The sequence below is a fragment of the uncultured Tateyamaria sp. genome (genome assembly GCF_947503465.1).
Taxonomy (GTDB): domain Bacteria; phylum Pseudomonadota; class Alphaproteobacteria; order Rhodobacterales; family Rhodobacteraceae; genus Tateyamaria.
Genome location: NZ_CANNDN010000003.1, coordinates 490,545 through 512,767 on the forward strand (window position 1 = coordinate 490,545; position 22,223 = coordinate 512,767).

The 22,223-nt window shown below is 61.7% G+C and carries 23 protein-coding genes and 2 pseudogenes; 15 read left to right on the plus strand and 10 right to left on the minus strand.

The window, feature by feature from the left end; translation table 11 throughout:
- Window positions 1–33: 33 nt before the first annotated feature.
- Window positions 34–594, minus strand: coding sequence for an XRE family transcriptional regulator (locus Q0844_RS18320; protein WP_299047977.1), 561 nt, complete (start codon window positions 592–594; stop codon window positions 34–36).
- A 103-nt stretch (window positions 595–697) separates the two neighbouring features.
- Here Q0844_RS18320 and Q0844_RS18325 point away from each other — a divergent pair, with 103 nt between their 5' ends.
- Complete coding sequence (locus Q0844_RS18325) at window positions 698–1,879, plus strand: acetyl-CoA C-acyltransferase family protein (protein ID WP_299047901.1); 1,182 nt, start codon at window positions 698–700, stop codon at window positions 1,877–1,879.
- Between the two features lie 3 nt (window positions 1,880–1,882).
- Here Q0844_RS18325 and Q0844_RS18330 read toward each other — a convergent pair whose 3' ends face one another.
- The 3 genes from Q0844_RS18330 to ubiE all read right to left on the minus strand — a co-directional run bounded on the left by Q0844_RS18330 (window position 1,883) and on the right by ubiE (window position 5,234).
- The gene (locus Q0844_RS18330; RefSeq protein WP_299047904.1) at window positions 1,883–2,794 is read right to left on the minus strand and encodes a hypothetical protein; all 912 of its coding nucleotides are present in this window, start codon (window positions 2,792–2,794) and stop codon (window positions 1,883–1,885) included.
- A 63-nt stretch (window positions 2,795–2,857) separates the two neighbouring features.
- A complete protein-coding gene (gene ubiB / locus Q0844_RS18335; protein WP_299047906.1) occupies window positions 2,858–4,390 on the minus strand; it encodes a 2-polyprenylphenol 6-hydroxylase in 1,533 nt (510 codons plus the stop codon).
- Between the two features lie 97 nt (window positions 4,391–4,487).
- Window positions 4,488–5,234 carry a bifunctional demethylmenaquinone methyltransferase/2-methoxy-6-polyprenyl-1,4-benzoquinol methylase UbiE gene (gene ubiE, locus Q0844_RS18340; RefSeq protein ID WP_299047908.1) on the minus strand — a complete coding sequence of 249 codons (747 nt, stop codon included), beginning with the start codon at window positions 5,232–5,234 and terminating at the stop codon, window positions 4,488–4,490.
- A gap of 93 nt (window positions 5,235–5,327) precedes the next feature.
- On the opposite strand from ubiE, the gene mutM reads away from it, so the two are divergent.
- Window positions 5,328–6,179: a bifunctional DNA-formamidopyrimidine glycosylase/DNA-(apurinic or apyrimidinic site) lyase gene (mutM, locus tag Q0844_RS18345; protein ID WP_299047911.1), complete on the plus strand. Its 852-nt coding sequence runs from the start codon at window positions 5,328–5,330 to the stop codon at window positions 6,177–6,179.
- A gap of 65 nt (window positions 6,180–6,244) precedes the next feature.
- The gene (locus Q0844_RS18350; protein WP_299047913.1) at window positions 6,245–7,021 is read left to right on the plus strand and encodes an enoyl-CoA hydratase; all 777 of its coding nucleotides are present in this window, start codon (window positions 6,245–6,247) and stop codon (window positions 7,019–7,021) included.
- A gap of 3 nt (window positions 7,022–7,024) precedes the next feature.
- Here Q0844_RS18350 and Q0844_RS18355 read toward each other — a convergent pair whose 3' ends face one another.
- A complete protein-coding gene (locus tag Q0844_RS18355; RefSeq protein ID WP_299047915.1) occupies window positions 7,025–7,210 on the minus strand; it encodes a hypothetical protein in 186 nt (61 codons plus the stop codon).
- Window positions 7,211–7,350: 140 nt separating this feature from the next.
- Here Q0844_RS18355 and rpsT point away from each other — a divergent pair, with 140 nt between their 5' ends.
- The 10 genes and pseudogenes from rpsT (at window position 7,351) to Q0844_RS18405 (ending at window position 17,667) form a co-directional block, all read left to right on the plus strand.
- Window positions 7,351–7,614, plus strand: coding sequence for a 30S ribosomal protein S20 (gene rpsT / locus Q0844_RS18360; RefSeq protein WP_299047916.1), 264 nt, complete (start codon window positions 7,351–7,353; stop codon window positions 7,612–7,614).
- Window positions 7,615–8,111: 497 nt separating this feature from the next.
- Window positions 8,112–9,476 carry a chromosomal replication initiator protein DnaA gene (gene dnaA / locus Q0844_RS18365; protein WP_299047917.1) on the plus strand — a complete coding sequence of 455 codons (1,365 nt, stop codon included), beginning with the start codon at window positions 8,112–8,114 and terminating at the stop codon, window positions 9,474–9,476.
- A gap of 171 nt (window positions 9,477–9,647) precedes the next feature.
- Window positions 9,648–10,766: a DNA polymerase III subunit beta gene (gene dnaN, locus Q0844_RS18370; RefSeq protein WP_299047919.1), complete on the plus strand. Its 1,119-nt coding sequence runs from the start codon at window positions 9,648–9,650 to the stop codon at window positions 10,764–10,766.
- A gap of 47 nt (window positions 10,767–10,813) precedes the next feature.
- The gene (gene recF, locus Q0844_RS18375) at window positions 10,814–11,917 is read left to right on the plus strand and encodes a DNA replication/repair protein RecF (protein WP_299047922.1); all 1,104 of its coding nucleotides are present in this window, start codon (window positions 10,814–10,816) and stop codon (window positions 11,915–11,917) included.
- A gap of 20 nt (window positions 11,918–11,937) precedes the next feature.
- Window positions 11,938–12,711: pseudogene (locus Q0844_RS18380) on the plus strand (nucleotidyltransferase domain-containing protein).
- On the plus strand, window positions 12,708–13,328 hold the full coding sequence (locus Q0844_RS18385) for a LysE family translocator (RefSeq protein WP_299047925.1): 621 nt from the start codon (window positions 12,708–12,710) through the stop codon (window positions 13,326–13,328). The pseudogene Q0844_RS18380 and the gene Q0844_RS18385 overlap by 4 nt, the downstream one beginning before the upstream one ends.
- 80 nt (window positions 13,329–13,408) lie before the next feature.
- Complete coding sequence (gyrB, locus tag Q0844_RS18390) at window positions 13,409–15,826, plus strand: DNA topoisomerase (ATP-hydrolyzing) subunit B (RefSeq protein ID WP_299047927.1); 2,418 nt, start codon at window positions 13,409–13,411, stop codon at window positions 15,824–15,826.
- Window positions 15,826–16,515 carry a nitroreductase family protein gene (locus tag Q0844_RS18395; RefSeq protein ID WP_299047929.1) on the plus strand — a complete coding sequence of 230 codons (690 nt, stop codon included), beginning with the start codon at window positions 15,826–15,828 and terminating at the stop codon, window positions 16,513–16,515. Before gyrB ends, Q0844_RS18395 begins: the two co-directional genes overlap by 1 nt.
- A gap of 87 nt (window positions 16,516–16,602) precedes the next feature.
- Window positions 16,603–17,196, plus strand: a complete 594-nt coding sequence (locus Q0844_RS18400; RefSeq protein ID WP_299047931.1) for a hypothetical protein — start codon at window positions 16,603–16,605, stop codon at window positions 17,194–17,196.
- Window positions 17,197–17,325: 129 nt separating this feature from the next.
- Window positions 17,326–17,667 carry a DUF2853 family protein gene (locus Q0844_RS18405; RefSeq protein ID WP_299047933.1) on the plus strand — a complete coding sequence of 114 codons (342 nt, stop codon included), beginning with the start codon at window positions 17,326–17,328 and terminating at the stop codon, window positions 17,665–17,667.
- 234 nt (window positions 17,668–17,901) lie between these two features.
- Here Q0844_RS18405 and Q0844_RS18410 read toward each other — a convergent pair whose 3' ends face one another.
- The 5 genes from Q0844_RS18410 to tsaD all read right to left on the minus strand — a co-directional run bounded on the left by Q0844_RS18410 (window position 17,902) and on the right by tsaD (window position 21,097).
- A complete protein-coding gene (locus Q0844_RS18410) occupies window positions 17,902–18,300 on the minus strand; it encodes a DUF1761 domain-containing protein (RefSeq protein WP_299047935.1) in 399 nt (132 codons plus the stop codon).
- Between the two features lie 65 nt (window positions 18,301–18,365).
- On the minus strand, window positions 18,366–18,785 hold the full coding sequence (locus Q0844_RS18415) for an EVE domain-containing protein (protein WP_299047937.1): 420 nt from the start codon (window positions 18,783–18,785) through the stop codon (window positions 18,366–18,368).
- Window positions 18,782–19,057: a YciI family protein gene (locus tag Q0844_RS18420; RefSeq protein WP_299047939.1), complete on the minus strand. Its 276-nt coding sequence runs from the start codon at window positions 19,055–19,057 to the stop codon at window positions 18,782–18,784. Before Q0844_RS18420 ends, Q0844_RS18415 begins: the two co-directional genes overlap by 4 nt.
- Before the next feature lies 1 nt (window position 19,058).
- Window positions 19,059–20,006: an NAD(P)H-dependent glycerol-3-phosphate dehydrogenase gene (locus Q0844_RS18425; protein WP_299047941.1), complete on the minus strand. Its 948-nt coding sequence runs from the start codon at window positions 20,004–20,006 to the stop codon at window positions 19,059–19,061.
- Window positions 20,003–21,097, minus strand: a complete 1,095-nt coding sequence (gene tsaD, locus Q0844_RS18430; RefSeq protein ID WP_299047942.1) for a tRNA (adenosine(37)-N6)-threonylcarbamoyltransferase complex transferase subunit TsaD — start codon at window positions 21,095–21,097, stop codon at window positions 20,003–20,005. Before tsaD ends, Q0844_RS18425 begins: the two co-directional genes overlap by 4 nt.
- Before the next feature lie 86 nt (window positions 21,098–21,183).
- Here tsaD and Q0844_RS18435 point away from each other — a divergent pair, with 86 nt between their 5' ends.
- A complete protein-coding gene (locus tag Q0844_RS18435; RefSeq protein WP_299047943.1) occupies window positions 21,184–21,852 on the plus strand; it encodes a uroporphyrinogen-III synthase in 669 nt (222 codons plus the stop codon).
- 71 nt (window positions 21,853–21,923) lie between these two features.
- Window positions 21,924–22,223 (plus strand): annotated as a pseudogene (locus tag Q0844_RS18440) (hypothetical protein); the annotation flags it as partial.

Below are 22,223 nucleotides of genomic sequence, written 5' to 3' on the forward strand. Positions count from 1 at the left end.
ATCATCACGGACAAAATTCCGTGAAAACGGAAATTACGCGTCCTGGACCACCAGGAACGCCCGCGCCGGGCGGTCGGCTTCAATACGGTGGGGGACATCGGCAGCATAGCGGGCGGTATCGCCCTGCCCGATCGTCTCGACAGCACCGCCGCTCGTGACCCTCAGCGTGCCGTCGATCACCGTCAGATGCTCCCGCGCGCCACGCGCATGGGGTTGGCTGTCCAGCACACCGCCGTCCACAAACCGCAGCTCGTACACCTCATGTCGCCCTGCATCCTCGGGGGCACTCAGAATACGGATGGTGCAGCCCGCGCCCCGGTTCTCGATGCTTGGCACATCGCCCGACCGCAGCACCTCGATGCGTTCCGCCGCGCCCTCATCCAGAAGCCCGGCAAAATCCACCTGCAAGGCCCGCGTCAGGTTCCACAGCGTCGCAATGGTGGGTGAGGATTCGCCGCGCTCGATCTGGCTGACCATCGACCGGGACACACCCGACAATTTCGCAACCGCATCCAGCGACAGGCCCTGCGCCCGCCGCGCGTCTTTCAGGCGGGCCGGCAAAAGCGACAATATAGCGTCATTACTTTCCGTCATGCCGGACAAATGCCCGTGCCGCTGCGTCAAAGTCAAGCCATCGGGGCTGACACGCGCGTGTCCCATCGTCATATCCTTGTGCAAACCCCAAAAGGAGAAAGCCATGACCCAAGACATCGTAATTCTGGACGGGGCACGCACGGCCATCGGCACCTTTGGGGGATCGCTCGCCGGGACCACGCCGATCGACCTGGGCACCGCAGCGGCCAAGGCCGCGCTGGACCGGTCGGGGGTCGAAGGCGGGCAGATCGGCCACGTCGCCTTTGGTCACGTGATCAACACCGAACCGCGGGACATGTACCTGTCCCGTGTCGCGGCGATGCAGGCAGGCGTGCCCGACACGACGCCCGCCATGAACGTGAACCGCCTGTGTGGGTCGGGCGTACAGGCGATTGTCAGCGTGATTCAGTCTCTGATGCTGGGCGATGCCGAGTTTGGCCTTGCGGGCGGGGCCGAAAACATGTCGCGTTCCCCTTTCATCATGCCCAGCCAACGCTGGGGGGCCAAGATGGGCGATGTCAAAACGCTCGACATGATGCTGGGCGCACTGAACTGCCCCTTTGGCACCGGGCACATGGGCGTAACGGCAGAGAACGTGGCCGCCGAACATGGTATCACCCGGCACGACCAGGATGCCTTTGCGATGCAAAGCCAGGAACGCGCCGCCGCCGCCATCGCGGACGGTCGGTTCGCTTCGCAGATCACGCCGGTCGAGGTGAAGGTCAAGCGCGACCTGGTGCCCTTCGAGGTCGATGAACATCCCAAGGCGACAAGCATGGATGCCCTGGCCGGCCTGCGGCCCGTGTTCCAGAAGGACGGGTCCGTCACGGCGGGCAACGCATCCGGCATCAACGACGGTGCCGGTGCTGTCGTGCTTGCCACCGCAAAGGCGGCCGAAAAGGCCGGTTTGACACCGAAGGCCCGCGTGCTGGGCTATGCTCATGCGGGTGTCCGCCCCGAAGTCATGGGCATCGGCCCCATCCCGGCAGTGCGCAACCTGCTGGACCGGACGGGCCTGTCGGCAAGCGACTTCGACGTTGTGGAATCGAACGAAGCGTTCGCTGCACAGGCGCTCGCCGTCTCGAACGACCTTGGCTTTGATCCTGCGCGTGTGAACCCGAACGGTGGTGCCATCGCCCTGGGTCACCCCGTGGGCGCAACCGGCGCCATCATCACGGTCAAGGCGCTGTACGAGCTGGAGCGGATCGGCGGATCAAAGGCCTTGATCACCATGTGCATCGGCGGTGGCCAGGGGATCGCGCTGGCGATTGAACGGATGGGCTGACGGTCAGACGCGGGGCGACACCTGTCTCGTGTCGCCCGCTGCACCTGCCGCGCGGTTCGCCTTCAAGCGGCGCGCCAAGGCACCAAGCCTTGCCAGCTTTTTGTCGTTCTTCGGATTGCGCACGCCTTTTTCATTGCCGGGCATCCGCAGCATCAAGGCGTAGCTGGCCAGGTCGATGTGCTGGACAAAGAATTTGTTGTAGCTGGCAAAGTCTTCGGCTTCGCCCTTTTCCTTGTCCGGTCCGGTCGCCAGCAACAACACCTTCAAGCATGTCAGATCCCGGATTTCGGCCCAGGCCGACTGGACGATTTCCGCGTCTCGATCCTTGGTCCCCTCCGCGATCAAGGCGCGGGTCACCTTGTTGTCGGCCTCATCCTGTGACTGCTTTTTCGAGATTGGATAGTAGTCGTCCCTGTACTCTTCCACCAACGCCTTCAGGAACACCGTACAAAAGAAGATCGGGCCTTCCAAATCTTTGTAAAGGTTCGGAAAACCCTGTCGTGTGGCCCGCTTGATATTGTGCAGAAGAATAATGGCATCAGGCAGGTCGCGCATCTGTTCGCCATAGGTTTTGGCCGATTGATGCGCCAGGATCAGAAAGCGCGCCCGCTCCACCATGTTGTAGACGGTTTTGAAATCTTCCATCAGCTGCGCGATGTACTCCGTCCGTGCGTCAAGCGCGGTCTTGCGGGTGTTCCACGCATCGAACAGCTTTTTGATGACGCCCCCCAGCACACCGCCAAAGGCCAGTGACAGACCCGCTGTCCCGACGGCGACCAGCAGGCGGGGGCCATCCTCACCCCCGTTTGTCAGCCAAAACACCGTCGCCCAGATCGCAAGGCCACCGACAAAGGCAAGACCGATCCACAGAAGGATCGGAAACGCCGACTTGGCCGGGGTGTGCAATGGGGGCATGGCAGTAATCAACATCTGAAATGATGTTGCGCAGCCTAGCACGATTCGCGTGCAGGGCGCCGATCAGAAAATTGCCTCGAGCGTCAGGACAAGCGCGGTCCCGAACACCGTGCCCAGCACCAGGGCCAGCACGATCCATCGCCAGAACCCGCGACGCTTGGGCGGCAGAGGGTTGGACTGGGCGATCAGCGCCTGTTCGACAAGGCGCGGCAAACGTGGGCCGAACCGGGTCAGGACACGGACCGTGTTGTAAAGGTCGCTGACCACCGCCTTGGGGCCGATGGATTTCTGGATATAGTCCGTCACCACAGGTGACGCGACCTGCCAGATGTTCATGTTCGGATTGAGGGACCGCGCCACGCCTTCAACCACGACCATGGTGCGTTGCAGCAGGATCAGTTCGGTCCGCGTCTCCATCCCGAAACGTTCAGTAACTTCAAAGAGATAGGCCAAGAGCCGCCCCATCGAAATCTTGGATGCGTCCATACCGAAGATCGGCTCGCCGACGGCGCGCAGGGCGCGGGCAAACTCGTCTACATCCTTGTCGGCCGGGACATACCCTGCCTCGAAATGCACTTCGGCCACGCGCTTGTAATCCTTGCGGATAAAGCCGAACAGGATCTCGGCATAGACGCGGCGGGTGTATTCATCGATATGCCCCATGATCCCGAAATCATAGGCGATGATGTCCCCGTTCGGGGCGACCTTGAGGTTGCCCTGATGCATGTCGGCATGGAAATACCCGTCGCGCAGCGCGTGCAGCAGGAACAGTTTCAGCACCCGTTCGCTAAGGTCCACGCGGTTGTGACCGGCGGCGTCGATGGCAGCGTTGTCACCCATGGGAACCCCATCGGCCCATTCCAGCGTCATCACCCGACGGCCGGAATATTCCCACCGTATCCTGGGAAGTTTGAAACCCGCGTCCTTTTCCGTGTTGGCGGCGAACTCGCCCGCGGCAGAGGATTCGAGGCGCAGGTCCAGTTCGCCCTGCACGACGCCATCGAAATGGGCGATGACGTCCATGGGTCGCAGGCGCCGGGCGCCGGGGGCAAACACCTCGACAATGCGGGCGGCGAAATAGAAGGCGTCGATGTCCTTCTGGAACGCTTTTTCGATGCCCGGACGCAGCACCTTGACCGCCACGAACGTGTCTTCGTTCGCCAGCTTGGCCTTGTGCACCTGCGCGATGGAGGCGGCGGCAACCGGTTCGCTGAACTCCGAGAACAGGGCATCGGTGGGCACGCCCAGTTCACGCTCAACCTCGGCCTTGGCGTCGGTGGCGGGGAAGGCGGGCAACTGGTCTTGCAACACACGCAACTGGACCGCCAGTTCGTCGCCCACCACGTCCGGCCGTGTCGACAGGATTTGGCCAAACTTGATGTAGGCAGGGCCGAGTGCCGTGATCGCGCGGATGGCGGGCGGCATCGTCGGATCGCCCTTGTAGCCCAGCCAGCGGAACGGTTTGGCCAGCGCCTTGGCAACGAAGCGCAGGGCGGGTGGGGCTTCGAACGCGTCGAGGACGACATTCATCGCGCCCGCACGTTCCAACGTCGCGCCCGTGCGGATCAGGCGGATGATGTTGTGGGGGCCTCTCACCGGGGTGTCCCCGCGGGGACAAAACCGCCGCCCAGAAGTGTCCCCGCGGGGACACTTGCGCTTAACGCCTTGTTAAACACAATATATTGAAAAATCATCAGATTTTCCACCCGGAATGCAGGCAGGCGATGCCCATGGAGAGATTCCGGTACTTGGCATTCTCGAACCCTGCGGTGCGGACCATGGACAGGAACGTCTCCTGATCGGGGAACTTGCGGATGCTCTCGACCAGGTATTGATAGCTGTCGCGGTCGTTGGCGATCAGCTTGCCCATGTTGGGGATCACGTTGAAGCTGTAGAGGTCATAGAGCTTTTGCAGCCCGTCATTGGGCAACTGGCTGAACTCAAGCACCATCAGGCGGCCGCCGGGTTTCAGCACGCGGTAGGCTTCGTTCAAAGCGTCCTGGGGCCTTGTCACGTTCCTTATGCCGAAGCTGATCGTATAGACGTCGAAGGTGTTGTCGTCGAAGGGCAGGGCCATCGCGTCGCCGACGACCCAATCAAGGCTGTCGGCCATGCGGTCCGCCTCGGCCCGTTTGCGGCCTTCTACCAGCATGGGTTCGGTGAGATCCAGCACGGTGGCGTGGCCGTGGCCCGCACGTTTCAGAAACTTGAACGAGATGTCGCCGGTGCCCCCCGCCACATCCAGCAGCTTTTGCCCGGCGCGGGGGGCCAGCCAATCCATCATCGCCTCTTTCCAGATGCGGTGGATGCCGACGCTCATCACGTCATTCATGATGTCGTATTTCGACGCGACCGAGCCGAACACGCCCCGCACACGACCGGCCTTTTCATCCTCGGGTACGGTTTCAAACCCGAAATGCGTTGTCTTGTCTTCGGTCATGGCTGGGGCGTCTTTGTTGTTTGGTCAGGCCTTGTTATAGGCCGCTGGCGGACATACACAACGTGACCCTTTCGCCGCAGGAGTTTGCCGTCGATGCCCGAACTGCCGGAAGTTGAGACCGTCCGACGCGGCCTTGTGCCCGCGATGGAAGGGGCCGTGATCGCGCAGGCGGATGTGAACCGGCCCGATCTGCGGTGGCCGTTTCCGGCTGGGATGGCCGAGCGGTTGAGCGGGCAGCAGGTGTTGGGGCTGCGGCGGCGGTCAAAGTACATTTTGGCTGATCTGGCGTCGGGTGAGACGCTGCTGATCCATCTGGGGATGTCGGGGCGGATGCTGGTGTCCGGGGATCCGCTTGGGCAGTTCGTGCACGCGCATCCGGCACCCGAGAAGCACGACCATGTGGTGCTGCACATGGACAATGGCGCGCGCATCACGTTCAACGATCCGCGGCGGTTCGGGGCGATGGATCTGATGGAGACGGCAACGGCAGAGCAACACAAGCTGCTGGCCGTTCTTGGGCCCGAGCCGCTGGGCAACGCGTTCAACGAGGATCATCTGATATCGGCATTCGAGGGCAAAAACACGCCCGTCAAATCCGCGCTGCTGGATCAGAGAATCGTCGCGGGACTGGGCAATATCTATGTCTGCGAGGCATTGTACCGCGCGGGCATCTCGCCCATGCGCAAGGCAGGGCGCATTTCCAAAGCGCGCGTTGCGGCGCTGGTGCCGATCATCAGGGATGTGCTGGCCGAAGCGATCGAGGCGGGCGGATCAAGCTTGCGGGATTTCCGTCAAGCGGATGGCGAGCTTGGGTATTTTCAGCATCGGTTCGATGTTTACGGGCGGGAAGGGGAACCTTGTCGGAGCCCCGGGTGTTCCCAATCCATCATGCGCGTGGTGCAGGCGGGGCGGTCGTCCTTCTACTGTAGGTCGTGCCAATCTTGACTTGAAACGGGGTCCCCCCGTGATAAGCGTTACCACTTGAAACATAACAAACCAAAGGCAGACCCATGGCCTATGAGACGATCATCGTCGACGTAGAAGACCACATCGCGAAGGTGACGCTGAACCGTCCCGATGCGCTGAATGCCCTGAATGATCAACTGATGTCCGAACTGGCCGACGCGATGGCCGGGTGTCAGCAAAATGACAAGGTGCGCTGTATCGTCATCACCGGGTCGGAAAAGGCGTTCGCCGCCGGGGCCGACATCGCGATGATGAAGGACAAGTCCTTTACCGAAGTGTTCACCGAGGATCTGTTCGGGCCGGAAACCGACGCCATCGTGCGGGTGCGCAAACCCGTGATTGCCGCCGTATCCGGCTATGCGCTGGGCGGGGGGTGCGAATTGGCGATGATGTGCGATTTCATCATTGCGTCGGACACGGCCAAGTTTGGTCAGCCCGAGATCAACCTGGGAGTGATGGCCGGCATTGGCGGCACGCAGCGCCTGACCCGCGCCGTGGGCAAGGCCAAGGCGATGGACATGAACCTGACGGGCCGTTTCATGGACGCGGAAGAGGCCGAGCGGTCCGGGCTGGTCAGCCGCGTGGTGCCTGCCAAGAAGCTGATGGAAGAGGCGATGAGCGCCGCCGAAAAGATCGCCGAGAAATCCATGATTTCCGTCATGGCCGTGAAGGAGGCCGTGAACCGGTCCTTTGAAACACCGCTGCGCGAAGGGCTGCTGTTCGAACGCCGCGTGTTCCATTCGCTGTTTGCGACCGAGGACCAGAAGGAAGGCATGGCTGCCTTCCTTGAAAAGCGCGAGGCGCAGTTCCGAGACAAGTAGTGTCTATTTCTGGTGCGCGCCCCTGATCTGACGGATCGTGGCGCGGATTTTCCGCCAGTCTTCGGCTTCGGTCGCGTTGCCGGCCTGCTTGGCGGCGCGGGCCTGTTGCGCGGCGTAGGCTTCGGCCTTGTCGCCTTGGGCGCGGTAAAGCGCGCGGGCGTGCTGAACAGTGGCCATGGGTTGCGTCATGTCATCCTCCGGTGGCTGCTGAGTGCCCGGATCATACCACAGATTGACGCGTTTGTTTGGGGGCAGTTGACTCTGATCCGGAAACCGCCCATATGCGCGGCTTCTGAACTACCGCACCAACCATTTGGGACGAGATAAACATGGCAAATTCGCCTCAGGCCAAGAAGCGGGCCCGTCAAAACGAAAAACGCTTCGCCGTGAACAAGGCGCGCCGGTCGCGCATCCGGACGCATCTGCGCAAAGTCGAAGAGGCGATCGCCTCGGGTGACAAGGATGCAGCATCGGACGCACTGAAAGCCGCACAGCCCGAGCTGATGCGCGGCGTGACCAAGGGTGTGTATCACAAGAACACAGCCTCGCGGAAAATGTCGCGTCTCTCCGCACGGGTCAAAGCACTGGGGTAATTCCCGGCATGCACGAAGACACAAAGCGTCGCAATTTTGCGGCGCTTTTTTTGTTTTTTCTGAGAAAACAAAGGCCGCGCAGATTCTTTTTTCAAAATCTTAGAGTCAAGATTTAAGTTCTGTGGACGGCCCGCTCACGAACTTGCTACCTCTGACATGCGATTTGGAATCGCCTTGGGGGGACAGGCCAGACACCGGAGTGCATCAGTACGCACACGCGTGTCTGGATAGGGGACGGCAGACGTAGTCTGAACCGATTTTGTGCATGGTACTGTGCCATGCCCGACCTGTCATAAAATTTGGTGTGCGGACGGCGCGTGCGGGGAACCCGATGTTTCGGGCAGAGCATGACGCCTCATCTGTGAAAATCCGAATGGATCGACGCTACGGCCTTTGGCAGTGGTCTGGTTTCGATCGCCTTGAGACTAGGGACGGGCTGAGCCGGCGGGCCGAAGATCGCTGGCGTAGTAAATGGCAGAAGGGATGGTTGAACGCGCATGACACAAGAAAAATGGGGACAGCTGAGACAACGGCTGCTCAAGACGGTAGGCCAGAACAATTACACAACATGGATTGAGCCCTTGCAGTTTCGGGACCTGCAGGACGGTATCGCGACTTTTGACGTGCCCACGAATTTCATGGGCAATTACGTCAGTCAGAACTTCTCTGACCTGATCCTGCACGAGCTGAAGTCGGAAGATGACAGCATTCGCCGCCTCAGCTTTGCCTTGGCTGCAAATTCGGGCAGCCGCCCCTCTGCCGTAGATGCGCCTGCGGCGGCACCGGTGATGCCCCATGCCGGCAAGTCGGCCCGGTCCGCGCTGTCTGCGGCGCCGCTCGACAAACGCTTTACCTTTGACAGTTTCGTTGTGGGCAAGCCCAACGAACTGGCCCATGCCGCTGCCAAGCGGGTGGCCGAAGGCGGTCCGGTCACGTTCAATCCGCTGTTTCTGTATGGTGGTGTCGGCCTGGGCAAAACCCACCTGATGCACGCCATCGCATGGGAATTGCAGACCCGTCGTCCGGATCTGAATGTCCTGTACCTGTCGGCCGAGCAGTTCATGTACCGGTTCGTGCAAGCGCTGCGTGATCGCAAGATGATGGATTTCAAGGAGCTGTTCCGCTCTGTCGATGTGCTGATGGTCGATGACGTTCAGTTCATCGCCGGCAAGGACAGCACGCAGGAAGAGTTCTTTCACACGTTCAATGCGCTTGTGGACCAGAACAAGCAGATCATCATCAGCGCAGACCGCGCGCCGGGCGAGATCAAGGACCTTGAAGATCGCGTGAAATCCCGTCTGCAATGCGGATTGGTCGTGGACCTGCATCCCACCGATTACGAACTGCGCCTGGGCATCCTGCAGTCCAAGGTTGAACAGCAGATGGACACCTATCCTGACCTGCGGGTCGAGGCGGGTGTGCTGGAATTCCTGGCCCATCGCATCTCGACCAATGTGCGGGTCCTTGAGGGTGCCCTGACCCGTCTGTTCGCGTTCGCCAGCCTCGTGGGCCGCAAGATCGACATGGACTTGACGCAGGATTGTCTGGCCGACGTGCTGCGCGCCTCTGAACGGAAGATCACCGTCGAGGAGATCCAGCGCAAGGTGTCCGAGCACTACAACATCCGCCTGTCGGACATGATCGGCCCCAAGCGTCTGCGCGCCTATGCCCGCCCCCGACAGGTGGCGATGTATCTGGCCAAGCACATGACATCGCGATCGCTTCCCGAAATAGGTCGTCGGTTCGGGGGTCGGGACCACACGACGGTCATGCACGGTGTGAAGCGGATCGAAGAGCTGAAGCAATCGGACGGCCAGATTGCCGAAGACCTGGAGCTGCTGCGCCGGTCACTCGAAGCCTGAATCTGCCGCTTTCGCGACACAGGGGGGCGTCCTTTGGGGCGCCCTTTTTCGTTTTCGCCACTGCCCCGCCTTGACGTCGCTGCCCGCCCGCCCGACAAGCAATAAAATGCTTGTGAAGTGCTGCGGTTGGGCTAGTCTGCCCGTCCCGGGACAGAGGTGGGGAGACGGACCATGAAAATCAGTGTCGAACGCGGTGTGCTGCTGAAAGCGGTGAGCCAGGCCCAGTCCGTCGTCGAGCGTCGCAACACCATTCCGATCCTCGCCAACGTGCTGATCGAGGCCGAAGGGTCCGACGTCACCTTTCGCGCCACGGATCTGGATATCGAGGTGGTGGACAAGGCCCCCGCGCAGGTCGAACGCGCAGGGGCGACAACCGTTGCCGCCACCACGCTGCACGAGATTGTCCGCAAGCTGCCTGATGGCGCGCTTGTCACCCTGACCGCCGACAGTGCCGCAGGCCGCCTGACGGTCGAGGCCGGTCGATCCAACTTTTCGCTGGCGACGCTGCCCAAGGAAGATTTTCCGGTCATGGCGTCGTCGGAATACGCCTCGAACTTCTCGGTCGACGCGCCCAAGCTGCGCCGGTTGTTCGACAAGTCGAAATTCGCGATCTCGACCGAGGAGACGCGGTATTACCTGAACGGTGTTTACATGCACATCGCCGACGGCGATGACGGCAAGGCGCTGCGCTGTGTGGCAACCGACGGGCACCGTCTGGCCCGGATCGACAGCGATCTGCCCGAGGGGGCCGCAGACATGCCCGGCGTGATCGTCCCCCGCAAGACCGTGGGTGAGTTGCGCAAGCTTCTGGACGATGATGACATGAAGATTGCCGTGTCAGTGTCCGAGACCAAGGTGCGCTTTGCCACGCCCGACATCACCCTGACATCGAAGGTGATCGACGGGACGTTCCCCGACTACACCCGCGTGATCCCTGTGGGCAACACGCGGAAGATGGAAGTGGACGCCAGCGACTTTGCCAAGGCCGTGGACCGGGTGGCCACCGTGTCGTCGGAACGGTCGCGCGCGGTGAAGCTGCAACTGGACGAGGACCGCCTGATCCTGTCCGTGAACGCGCCTGACAGCGGGGCCGCCGAAGAAGAACTGGCCGTCGCCTATGGGGATGAGCGGCTGGAGATCGGGTTCAACGCGAAATACCTGCTGGAGATTGCAAGCCAGGTGGATCGCGAGAACGCCGTGTTCATGTTCAATTCCTCCGGTGATCCGACCCTGATGCGGGAAGGCACGGACCAGTCGGCGGTCTATGTCGTCATGCCGATGCGCGTGTGATTTTTTGCCTCCGGCGGGCATATTTTTCGAACAATGAAGGGGCTGTCGTGGCGTTGCATCTGACATCGCTGACCCTGTCCCATTTCCGGTCACACAAGCTGGCGCGGTTGGAGCTGGATGCGCGGCCCGTTGCCATTTTTGGCCCCAATGGGGCGGGCAAGACCAATATTCTGGAAGCTGTATCGCTGTTTTCGCCGGGCCGTGGCCTGCGCCGGTCCTCGGCCGAGGATATGACCCGACGCCCTGAAGCTGTGGGCTGGAAATTGTCCGGCGTGATGCAGTCGTTGCAGCAGGTGCACGAGATTGAAACCTGGTCCGAAGGTGGCGCGGCCCGGCAGGTCAGGATTGACGGCAAGGCGGCGGCGCAGACCGCGTTGGGTCGCGTGGCCCGCGTGTTGTGGTTGATCCCGTCCATGGACCGGCTTTGGATCGAAGGGGCCGAAGGGCGGCGGCGGTTTCTGGATCGCATGACCCTGTCGTTTATGCCCGATCATGCGCAGGTGTCGCTGGACTATGAAAAAGCGATGCGCGAGCGCAACCGGCTGCTCAAGGATATGGTGCGGGATGCGCATTGGTATGCCGCGCTGGAGTTGCGCATGGCAGAGACGGGCGCCGCCATTCATGCCAACCGCGTGCGGGCCTTGGCCGAACTGGCCGAGGCGCAGGCGGGGGCGCAGACCGCCTTTCCAGCCGCTGATTTGACCCTTGAACCCGGTGAGTTGGGGATGCCTGACACGGTGGCAGATGTGCGGAACGCTCTGGCGGACGGGCGCGCACGTGATCTTGCGGCGGGGCGGACGTTGTTGGGGCCTCATCGTGCTGATTTGTTTGGTGTTTATGCGGCCAAGGGCGTGCCTGCGAAGGACTGTTCGACGGGCGAGCAGAAGGCATTGCTTGTGTCCCTGATCCTTGCCAATGCGCGGGCCTTGGCACGGGATTTCGGGACGTCGCCCCTTTTGCTTCTGGATGAGGTGGCCGCGCATCTGGATGCGAACCGACGAGCGGCCCTGTATGACGAGATTTGCGCGTTGGGGGCGCAGGCGTGGATGACGGGGACCGGACCTGAATTGTTCTCAGAACTTGAGGGCCGGGCGCAAAGGATCGAGGTCACCGCCGACGCTAACGATATCTCAGAGGTAAGGAATACATGAACGATGCAGTATCACCGGAGATGTACGCCCTGATCCGCGACAGGTTGCGCGATATCGCACACGAGGAAAACGTCCGCATTCTGCTTGCCGTTGAAAGTGGATCACGCGCATGGGGGTTCCATTCGCCCGACAGCGATTACGATGTCCGGTTTATCTATGCCCGGCCAGTGGATTGGCACTTTCGTCTGGACAAGCGGCGCGATGTCATCGAGCGGCCCATTGATGAAGAGCTGGATCTGTCCGGTTGAGAACTGTCCAAGGCGCTCTCCCTGGCTGTGGGGTCCAATGCGGTCATTGCAGAGTGGTTGCAGTCACCCATCCAATACTTGACCGAAGACCACGCTGTCGAACGGTTGCACGATTTTGCCCGGCGGGCGCTCGACCGCAAAGCTGTCACCTGGCACTATCTTTCGCTTCTCAAGCGTCAGCAGTCGCGCTTGCAGGGACCCGATGGTGGCGTCCGCATCAAGAGGTATTTCTACGTTTTGCGCCCTGCTCTGGCTCTACGGTGGATGCGCCTGAATAACGTCGCCATGCCGCCCATGGACATGCCGAAACTGCGCGCGGGCTGCGAGCTGGATGCACCCACTTCGGAGGCGTTGACGACGCTTACGGCCCAAAAAATGGCGGTTCAGGAACGTGCAGAAACCACAGTGACCCAACCGGTTTTGGACGCACTGGTCGCCGAAGAAGTCGCATCAGCCGAAAGCTGGCTTGCTGCGACCGGCAGAACCGATCCACGCGATCTGTGGCGCGAGGCGAATACGCTGCATCAGGAATTTTCGCTGGGATGACGCTTCAGTATCTTGACATCGCGCTTTATGCGGGCGCGCTGGCGGTGCTGTTCCTGACGCCGGGGCCAGTCTGGGTGGGCCTGATCGCGCGCAGCCTGTCGGGCGGGCTTCATGCGGCGTGGCCGCTGGCGCTGGGTGTGGTGGTGGGCGATGTGCTGTGGTCGCTGCTGGCGATCTTTGGCATCACGTGGATCCTGTCGGTCTATGGTGGATTTCTAGCAGTCCTGAAATGGGTCGCCGCGGGCATCTTCCTGCTGATGGGTGCGCTGGTGATCCGAAATGCCGACAAGACCATCGGGACGGACAGCCGCCTGACACGGCCCGGGATGTGGGCCGGGTTTCTGGCGGGGCTGGCCGTGATCCTGGGCAACCCGAAGGCCATTTTGTTCTACATGGGGATGCTGCCGGGATTCTTTGATCTGACACGTCTGACGGCATGGGACGTGGCCGTGATTGTCCTGCTGTCGATGATCATACCGCTGGCCGGGAACCTGGTCATGGCGCTGTTCATCGACCGGGCGCGGCGGCTTTTGACCTCGGCCCGGGGCTTGCGTCGCATGAACCTGATTGCGGGCGGTTTGCTGATCTGCGTGGGCCTGATCATCCCGCTGACCTGACCCCCAAAATCTTGTGTCACTTGCGTGACATCCCCATCGAAAATGAGTATATTTTGTGCAACCATTCAAGGGGCACAAGAATGTCAGAAAACGAGCAAACCCCCGAAGACTACGGCGCGGATTCTATCAAGGTTCTCAAGGGCTTGGAGGCGGTACGCAAGCGTCCGGGCATGTATATCGGCGACACCGACGACGGCAGCGGCCTGCACCACATGGTGTACGAGGTCGTGGACAACGGAATTGACGAGGCGCTGGCCGGTCATGCGGATGCTGTCACGGTCACAATCCACGCGGATTCTTCGGTGTCGGTCAGCGACAATGGGCGCGGGATTCCGGTGGGGATTCACGAGGAAGAGGGCGTATCCGCGGCCGAGGTCATCATGACCCAACTGCACGCCGGGGGTAAGTTCGATTCGAACTCGTACAAGGTGTCGGGCGGTCTGCACGGCGTGGGTGTGTCCGTGGTCAACGCGTTGTCCGTGGAATTGGACCTGCGCATCTGGCGCGATGGCAAGGAACATGTGGCGCGCTTTGCCCATGGTGACACGGTTGAGCATCTGAAGGTCGTCGGGGATGCCGGAGACCGCACGGGGACCGAAGTGCGGTTCCTGGCCTCGACCGAGACATTTTCGAACCTCGATTATTCCTTCGACACGCTTGAAAAGCGGCTGCGCGAACTGGCGTTCCTGAATTCCGGCGTGCGCATCATTCTGGTGGACGAGCGGCCCGTGGAACATCTGCGGTCCGAACTGTTCTACGAGGGCGGTGTGCGGGAATTCGTGAAGTACCTGGACCGGTCGAAATCGTCCGTGATGCCCGAACCAATTTTCATCCAGGGTGAACGGGACGAGATCGGCGTCGAGGTCGCGATGTGGTGGAACGACAGCTACCACGAGAATGTCCTGCCCTTTACCAACAATATCCCACAGCGCGATGGCGGCACGCATATGGCGGGCTTTCGCGGCGCGCTGACCCGGACCATCAACAACTATGCGCAGTCCAGCGGCATCGCGAAGAAGGAGAAGGTGAACTTTACCGGCGATGACGCGCGCGAGGGGCTGACCTGCGTCCTGTCCGTCAAGGTGCCGGACCCGAAATTCAGCAGCCAGACCAAGGACAAGCTGGTGTCGTCCGAAGTGCGCCCGGCAGTCGAGGGGTTGGTGAACGAGAAGCTGGCCGAGTGGTTCGAGGAAAACCCGAACGAGGCCAAGATCATCGTCGGCAAGATCATCGAAGCGGCGTTGGCCCGGGAGGCGGCGCGCAAGGCGCGGGAACTCACACGGCGCAAGACGGCGATGGATGTGAACTATCTTGCCGGCAAGCTGAAAGACTGTTCAGAGAAGGACCCGTCAAAGACAGAGGTTTTCCTGGTCGAGGGTGACTCGGCTGGCGGCTCCGCCCAGACGGGGCGCGACCGGCTGACCCAAGCCGTCCTGCCCCTGCGCGGCAAGATCCTGAACGTGGAACGGGCGCGATTTGACCGGATGCTGGGCAGCCAGGAGATCGGGAACCTGGTCATGGCGCTGGGCACCGGTATTGGTCGGGACGAATTCGACATCTCGAAACTGCGCTACCACAAGATCGTCATCATGACGGACGCCGACGTGGATGGCGCGCATATCCGTACACTGCTGCTGACCTTCTTTTACCGGCAGATGCCGGAATTGATCGAGGGCGGGTACCTCTATATCGCGCAGCCGCCGCTGTACAAAGTGGCGCGCGGCAAGTCCGAGGTTTATTTGAAGGACCAGATGGCGCTTGAGGATTACCTGATCGAGCAGGGCACCGACGGGGCCATGTTGCGCCAGGGCAATGGCGAGGAAATCGTCGGCCAGGACCTGGTGCGTGTCGTCGAGGATGCACGGCAATTGAAACGCGTTCTGCAAGCGTTTCCAACGCATTACCCACGCCACATTCTGGAACAGGCGGCCATTGCGGGCGCCTTTGTGCCCGGCGCGGTTGATTCCGACCTTCAAGGCGTGGCCGACAAGGTGGCCGAGCGCCTGAACCTGATCGCACTGGAATGGGAACGTGGGTGGCAGGGCCGGATCACGCAGGACAAGGGTGTGCGGCTGGCCCGTATCCTGCGCGGCGTCGAAGAGGTGCGCACGCTGGACGGCCCGATGCTGCGCTCGGGCGAGGCGCGCAAGACCGGATCGTTTACCCAAGGGCTGCAAGATGTGTACGGCACGCCCGCCACGTTGATCCGCAAGGACCGGGTGCAGGCGATCATGGGACCCATGGACCTGCTGGATGCGATCCTTGAGGAAGGCGAGCGGGGGCTCAGCCTCCAACGCTACAAGGGTCTGGGCGAAATGAATCCCGATCAGCTGTGGGAAACCACGCTGGACCCCGACGCGCGCACGCTGTTGCAGGTGCGGGTCGAGGATATGGCCGAGGCCGACGACCTGTTCACCAAGCTGATGGGCGACGTCGTGGAACCGCGCCGCGAGTTCATTCAGCAGAACGCGTTGAGCGTTGAAAATCTGGACTTCTGATGTTCTCGAAAGACAAGCTGGAATACCGCCAATTGCCCCTGCCGGATCGGCAGGACCTTGACGATGCCGAGATGCTGAAGCGCGTGGAAGATTTCCGCGATTTCATGGCCCAGCGCCACACCGTGCGCGACTATTCCACCCGCCCCGTCGCCCAGGATGTGATCGCGGCATGCGTGGCGGCGGCGGGCACGGCCCCGTCGGGTGCGAACCACCAGCCCTGGCATTTCGTGGCCATCAGCGATCCCGCCGTCAAACGGCACATCCGTGAGGCGGCCGAGGAAGAAGAGCGCAAGTTCTATGACGGCGGCGCAAGCGACGAATGGATCAAGGCGCTGGAGCCCATTGGCACCAATGCCGACAAGCCGCATCTTGAGGATGCGCCATGGCTGATCGTGGTCTTTGCCCAGCGCTATGGGCTGTTTGATGACGGCACGCGGTACAAGAACTATTACGTGCCGGAAAGCGTCGGTATTGCGACAGGCATGTTGCTGACGGCGCTGCATACCGCTGGCCTTGTCACGCTCACCCATACGCCCAACCCGATGAAGTTTCTGGGGGACCTGCTGGGCCGACCCGAGAGTGAGAAGGCAACGATGATCATCGCGGTCGGGCACGCAGCCGAGGATGCAACCGTGCCTGCCGTCGCAAAGATCAAAAAGCCGCTCAGTGAAATCCTGACCGTCCGCTGACACTCTCAATTCTTTCGCCTACGCGCCGTAATTTTGCCGCGAATTCGCGGCAAAGTGGCGGCGCTGGTTCAAGTTGAGAGAGATCCCATGGCACAGGGGCAAGATATATTTGCAGAGCGGCTGGCACGGCTGAACGAAACCCATGCAGAACGTGACGCACGGCAGCGCGCGGCGGCCCAGGTGGCGCGCGGACATACACCGGACTGGGTGCGCAATATGGTCTACCCGGGGTCCATTGTGGGTGCTTTGGTTGTTGGCATTCTCACGGTTGTGCTGTCCCGATATGCGCTGTTCCACGTCAACGGCGCCCCTGACCCGAATGCCGATGCGGACATGACCATGCTGATGGATGGTGGTTTGGCACTGGCGATTGCCTTTGTCCTACGGTCCGCACTGAACCTGAAAGCCAAGGAACATCTGGCGGCCAAGACCGTCGGCATCTGGGTGGCCCTGACCTGCATGCACAACCTTGTTCACGCGTACCCGTCTGCCTGGGCGGTCGCGTTTTCACCCGAGTGGGTCGATCGCACGACCGAAATGACGGACCCAAAGTCGTTTTATGTGCGCGGGTTCACCTTCCATATCGGCGACCCGGAAGCGGCGCCTTCGGACACCGTGGCAGAAGCTGGGGTCGAGGCTGTGCCCTCCGGGAAACCTGAAATCAAGATCAACAGGTACTGATCGCGCATCGGCGGTCTTTTGACGGGGAAAAACCCCGCCACTTTTTCCTTTGTTTCGGCACGTTTGCTGCTCTAACCTTTCGCGCAAGGTCATGAATGGTGGCCAAGTCCAACGGTTGGGAGACACATAATGGGCAAGAGGGACGATCTGATCGCGCAATACGCCGATGATCTGAAGAACAAGTGCGGCATGACCGCTGACATGGATCTGCTGACGAAGGTCACGATTGGCTGCGGCCCGTCGATCTATGATGCAGACGCATCGACCGTGGCATCCAGCCAGCCGGGCGAATTGGAAACGGTCAAGAAGAACTTCCTGATGAAAAAACTGGGCCTGCCCGACGGTCCGAACCTGGACGAAGCGATTGCGAAGGTCATCGAGACCTATGGCAAGTCCGAGCGCAACAAGTACCGCGCCGTTGTCTACTACATGCTGACCAAGCATTTCGGCAAAGAGAGCGTCTACAGCTGATTTTTCAGAGTGCAGCGTTAACCGATGAAACACCCGCATTAAGCGGGTGTTTCTATTTTGGGTCCAATCGGGCGCACTATGAAATTGAGTTTCTGCGCGTGAACCGGTAGGTATCCAACTGTCGGACCAGAAGGTCAGACCCGATATTCAGCCTTGCAAACGGTGGCCCATGGGAGTGCTCACCGGGGTGAAAGAGGGTTCTGGCCGCATCTGCGCCGGAACCCTTTTTTTCGTTTACAACAGCGTCAATACCGCGCCGATGACGGTACAGCCGAACGTGGCATAGCCGCCATCGATCAATGTCAGGCGAAACGGCCGCGCGCCGAACGCATAGAAGGTCGCGATCCACGGCGTGACCAGAAACAGCCCGATGCCAAAACCGGACACCAGCCCTTCGCCAAAGCTGTCGATCCCGCTCAGGACAAAGACGTGGCGCATCATCCCTGCCACAAGGATCGCGCCCACGATGCTGGTGATGTAGGGCACGGGGTTTGCCTGGTTCGCCGGGGCATCGCCCGCCTCATTCAACGGCACACCCGACACGGCCATCCAGGGCCTGGCCAGTACCGTGTACCAGATCGCCCCAAACATGAACCCGGCGACACCTGCCGCCAAAACCGCCAAAAATCCCATCTGTCCCTCCACTCTCGGCTTTTTGCGCGGCTAGCCTGCCAGAGGTTCGGAATTTTCCCAAGCGTTTAGGGTTTCACACCCGCCATTTCGCAGACGATCACCCATTCGGCCGGTGTCACGGGCTGAACCGACAGACGCGAATTGCGGATCAGCGCCATGTCTTCAAGGCGCGGGTCTGCCTTGACCATTTCAAGCGTGACAGGCGTCTTCACCGGGCCAATCGCCCTGATGTCCACACAGTCCCACCGGTCGTCATCGCTGGTGCTGTCGGGGTGCGCTTCGGCCTTGACCTCGACAATACCGACAACCGCCTTTTCCGTCTGCGAATGGTAAAAGAACCCCCGGTCGCCCACCGTCATCTCGCGCATGAAGTTGCGCGCCTGGTAGTTGCGCACGCCGTCCCATTCTTCGCCAGCATCCCCCTTGGCGACCTGCTGGTCCCAGCTCCAGGTCGAAGGTTCGGATTTGAACAACCAATACTTCATGCCCCGATCACCTGTTTCCATGGCTTGATCTGCACGTCCCGGAACAAGCCCGCCTTGGCGTAGGGATCGTTGTCTGCCCAGTCCTGCGCAGCGGCCATGTCGTCGACCTCAAGCACGATCAACGACCCACAGGGGTTGCCCGCTTCGTCCAGAAACGGCCCCGCCTGTTTCACCACGCCGGTGCTGTCCAGATACGCCAGATGCGCTGGTCGGTTCTCCATCCGCACGTCCAGCGCGCCGTCCTTGTCAAAAGCCATCAGGGCAAAAAGCATGTCATTCCTCCTTCAGCGGGCGGGCCATCAGTTGGGCCATCGCACCGGGTACATCCATATGTCCATCCACCAGATCCGCGACCGTTGCACAAATGGGCAGGTCAAGGCCGTGCGTCGCCGCCACGCTGCGCAGGGCCCGGGCCGTATGTGCCCCTTCGACGGTGATGGCGGCATCAAATTCCCTTCCCGACCCAAGGGCAAGGCCCAGACGATAGTTGCGCGACTTGTCCGAGGTGCAGGTGAGCGTCAGGTCGCCCAGTCCGCTCAGCCCCATCAATGTCTCAGGCTGCGCGCCCAGCGCCACCGCCGCGCGCTGCATCTCGGCAAAGCCGCGCGTCAAAAGGGCGGCGCGCGCACTGTCGCCCAGACCCGCGCCCATGACGGCACCGCACCCGATGGCAATGACATTCTTGAGCGCACCGCCAAGCTCGGCGCCCTGGACATCCGTCGTGCGATAGAGACGCAGCTTGGGTGTGGACAGCAGGCTTTGCAGCGTCGTGGCGACATCATCGTCCGCACAGGCAAGGGTCAGCGCGGTGGGCAATCCACGCGCAATGTCGGCGGCAAAGCTGGGACCGGTCAGCGCCGCCGAATGCCGTGCGCCCGCCAGGATGGCCGTGGGACCCACGCCTGTCGTGACCTCGATCCCTTTGCAACAAGCGACCGCCGTATGCGCGGACAGGTCCAACCCAATCAGAAACCGGCGCAGCGCTTGTGTCGGGATGGCAAACAAGAGTGTGCGACAGGTCAGAACAGTCTCTAACTGGGCAGTTACCTCGATCTGGTCCGGCAAATCGACATTGGGCAGACGTGCCTGGTTCTGCCGGGTATTGGCCATATCCCGTGCCTGTCCGGCATCACGCACCCACAACGTCACCGCCTGATAGGGCGCCAAGGCAACCGTCAGTGCCGTCCCGAACGCCCCGGCGCCGATGATCCCGACGCTCACGCCTTGGCGCCTTTCTTGCCAGAGCCGAGCATCGCCGCGCTGCGCGTGTCCAGCGGCATCCGGGGGCGGGCGGACAGATCCATGCCGTCAGGGGCCCGGTGCGGCATCTGTTCGATTGCGGCCGCCGCAATCATCGCCGCGTTATCGGTGCACAGGGACAAGGGTGGGGCGTTGAAGGCGGTGCCGAAATCGGCGCAAACCGTCTCTAACGCGGCGCGAATGGTCATGTTGGCCGCAACCCCGCCGGCAACGCACATGGTCGACACGTCCGGCCCCAGGTCCAGATACAGGTCAAGCGCGCGCCGCGCCTTGCCCGCCAGACTGTCGGTGACCGCCGCCTGAAACGCAGCGGCAAGGTCGGCCTGATCCTGCGCGGTCAATCCGCCCTTGTCCGCCACGATGTCGTCCCGCGCCCGCAACACAGCGGTCTTGAGGCCGGAAAAACTCAGATCGCAGCCCGGCTTGCCCGCCAACGGGCGCGGAAAGGCAAAACGGGCCGGGTCCCCCTGCCGCGCCGCCACCTCGATCGCGGGGCCGCCGGGTTGGCCCAGGCCGGTCAGCCGCGCGACCTTGTCAAACGCTTCGCCAGGGGCATCGTCGATGGTGCCGCCCAACCGCGTGAACCGGTCGGGCCCGTGGGTCAGCAGGAACTGACAATGCCCGCCCGACACAAGCAGCATCAGGTAGGGGTACGGAATGCCATCGGACAGCCGTGGCGTCAGCGCATGTCCGGCCAGGTGGTTGATGCCATATAGCGGTTTGCCCGTCGCCGCCGACAGCCCCTTGGCCGTCATCACACCCGCCACGACCCCCCCGATCAGGCCGGGTCCGCAAGTCGCGGCAATCGCATCGATATCCGAAAGACAAAGACCCGCCTGTTCAAGGGCACCCGCAACACTGACATCCAGCCGCTCGGCATGGGCGCGTGCCGCAATCTCGGGGACGACGCCGCCAAAGTCGGCGTGCAGATCGGATTGACCAAACACGACAGAGGACACCACCTGCATGTCGCCGGGCACACCGCGCACCACAGCCGCTGCCGTGTCGTCGCAGCTGCTTTCCAGTCCCAGCACTGTTACAGGGTTGGTCATGGTCCATCCGTTGCACCAAACGCCCATGCCGGGTAACAGCATAATCCGTGGCAAACAATGCACCTCACCCATCCGTCACCTTGGTGATGACCCGCCCGCGTGCCGCCGCAGACCGGTTTGTTGCCGGGATGCCCCCATCGTTGCGCGCACAGGTCGAGCCGGTGTTCAGCCCATTGCTGGACATTGTGCCGGTGACCGGTTGGCATGACCCGGATGACGATGCGATTGCGATTTTCACGTCAAGCAATGGTGTGATCCACGGCCCCGAGAGCATCGGGCGCACTGCATACTGCGTTGGTGAGGCCACGACTGCCCTGGCCCAAAGCCGTGGCTGGGCCGCGCGGATGGCAGGGGCGGATGCCGAAAGCCTGGTGTCCCATGTTCGGGACGCAGGGGCCGGCCATACGCTGGTGCATATCCGTGGTCGGCATACCCGGAGTGACGTTGCTGCCCGTTTGGGCGCGTCCGGGCACGCCGTGCGCACCCTTGTTGTATATGATCAGGTGTTGAAAACGCTTACCGCGCAGGCGCAACAGCTTCTTTCGCGGAACAGCCCCACCATAGTTCCCCTTTTTTCGCCCCGCACCGCGATGCAATTTGCCAAGATGGCGCGCAGCCCCACATCCACACAGGTGATCGCGCTCAGCCCCGCAGTGGCCGATGCCGCGGCACCGCTGGAGGTTCATTGTGTGTGTGACCGCCCGGATGCGCCCGCAATGTATGACGCGATGTCCCGCACCATCGCTTCGGGTTGAGGGGCGCGGGGGCGCGGGGTAATGTTTGACGCGGTGTAGTGATCGCATTTGAGAATCGGAAGGGACATTCCTTGGCCAAACGCAAGACTCCGGAAAAGGAACCCCAGGACATTCCGAAGGTTGACGAGACTGAAACGCCAACGCCTGACGTTGACGTCCCGCCGGATGTCGAGGCGACCAAGGATGCCCCCGCCGACAGCGATGCACCTGCGGACCAAACCGATCCGGGCGACACCGGGCAGGTCGCCGACACGGATGACGTCGAGGATGCCGTCTTGACGTCGGACGAGGATAAGCCAGAGCCAGAGCCAGAGCCAGAGCCAGAGCCAGAGCCAGAGCCAGAGCCAGAGCCAGAGCCAGAGCCAGAGCCA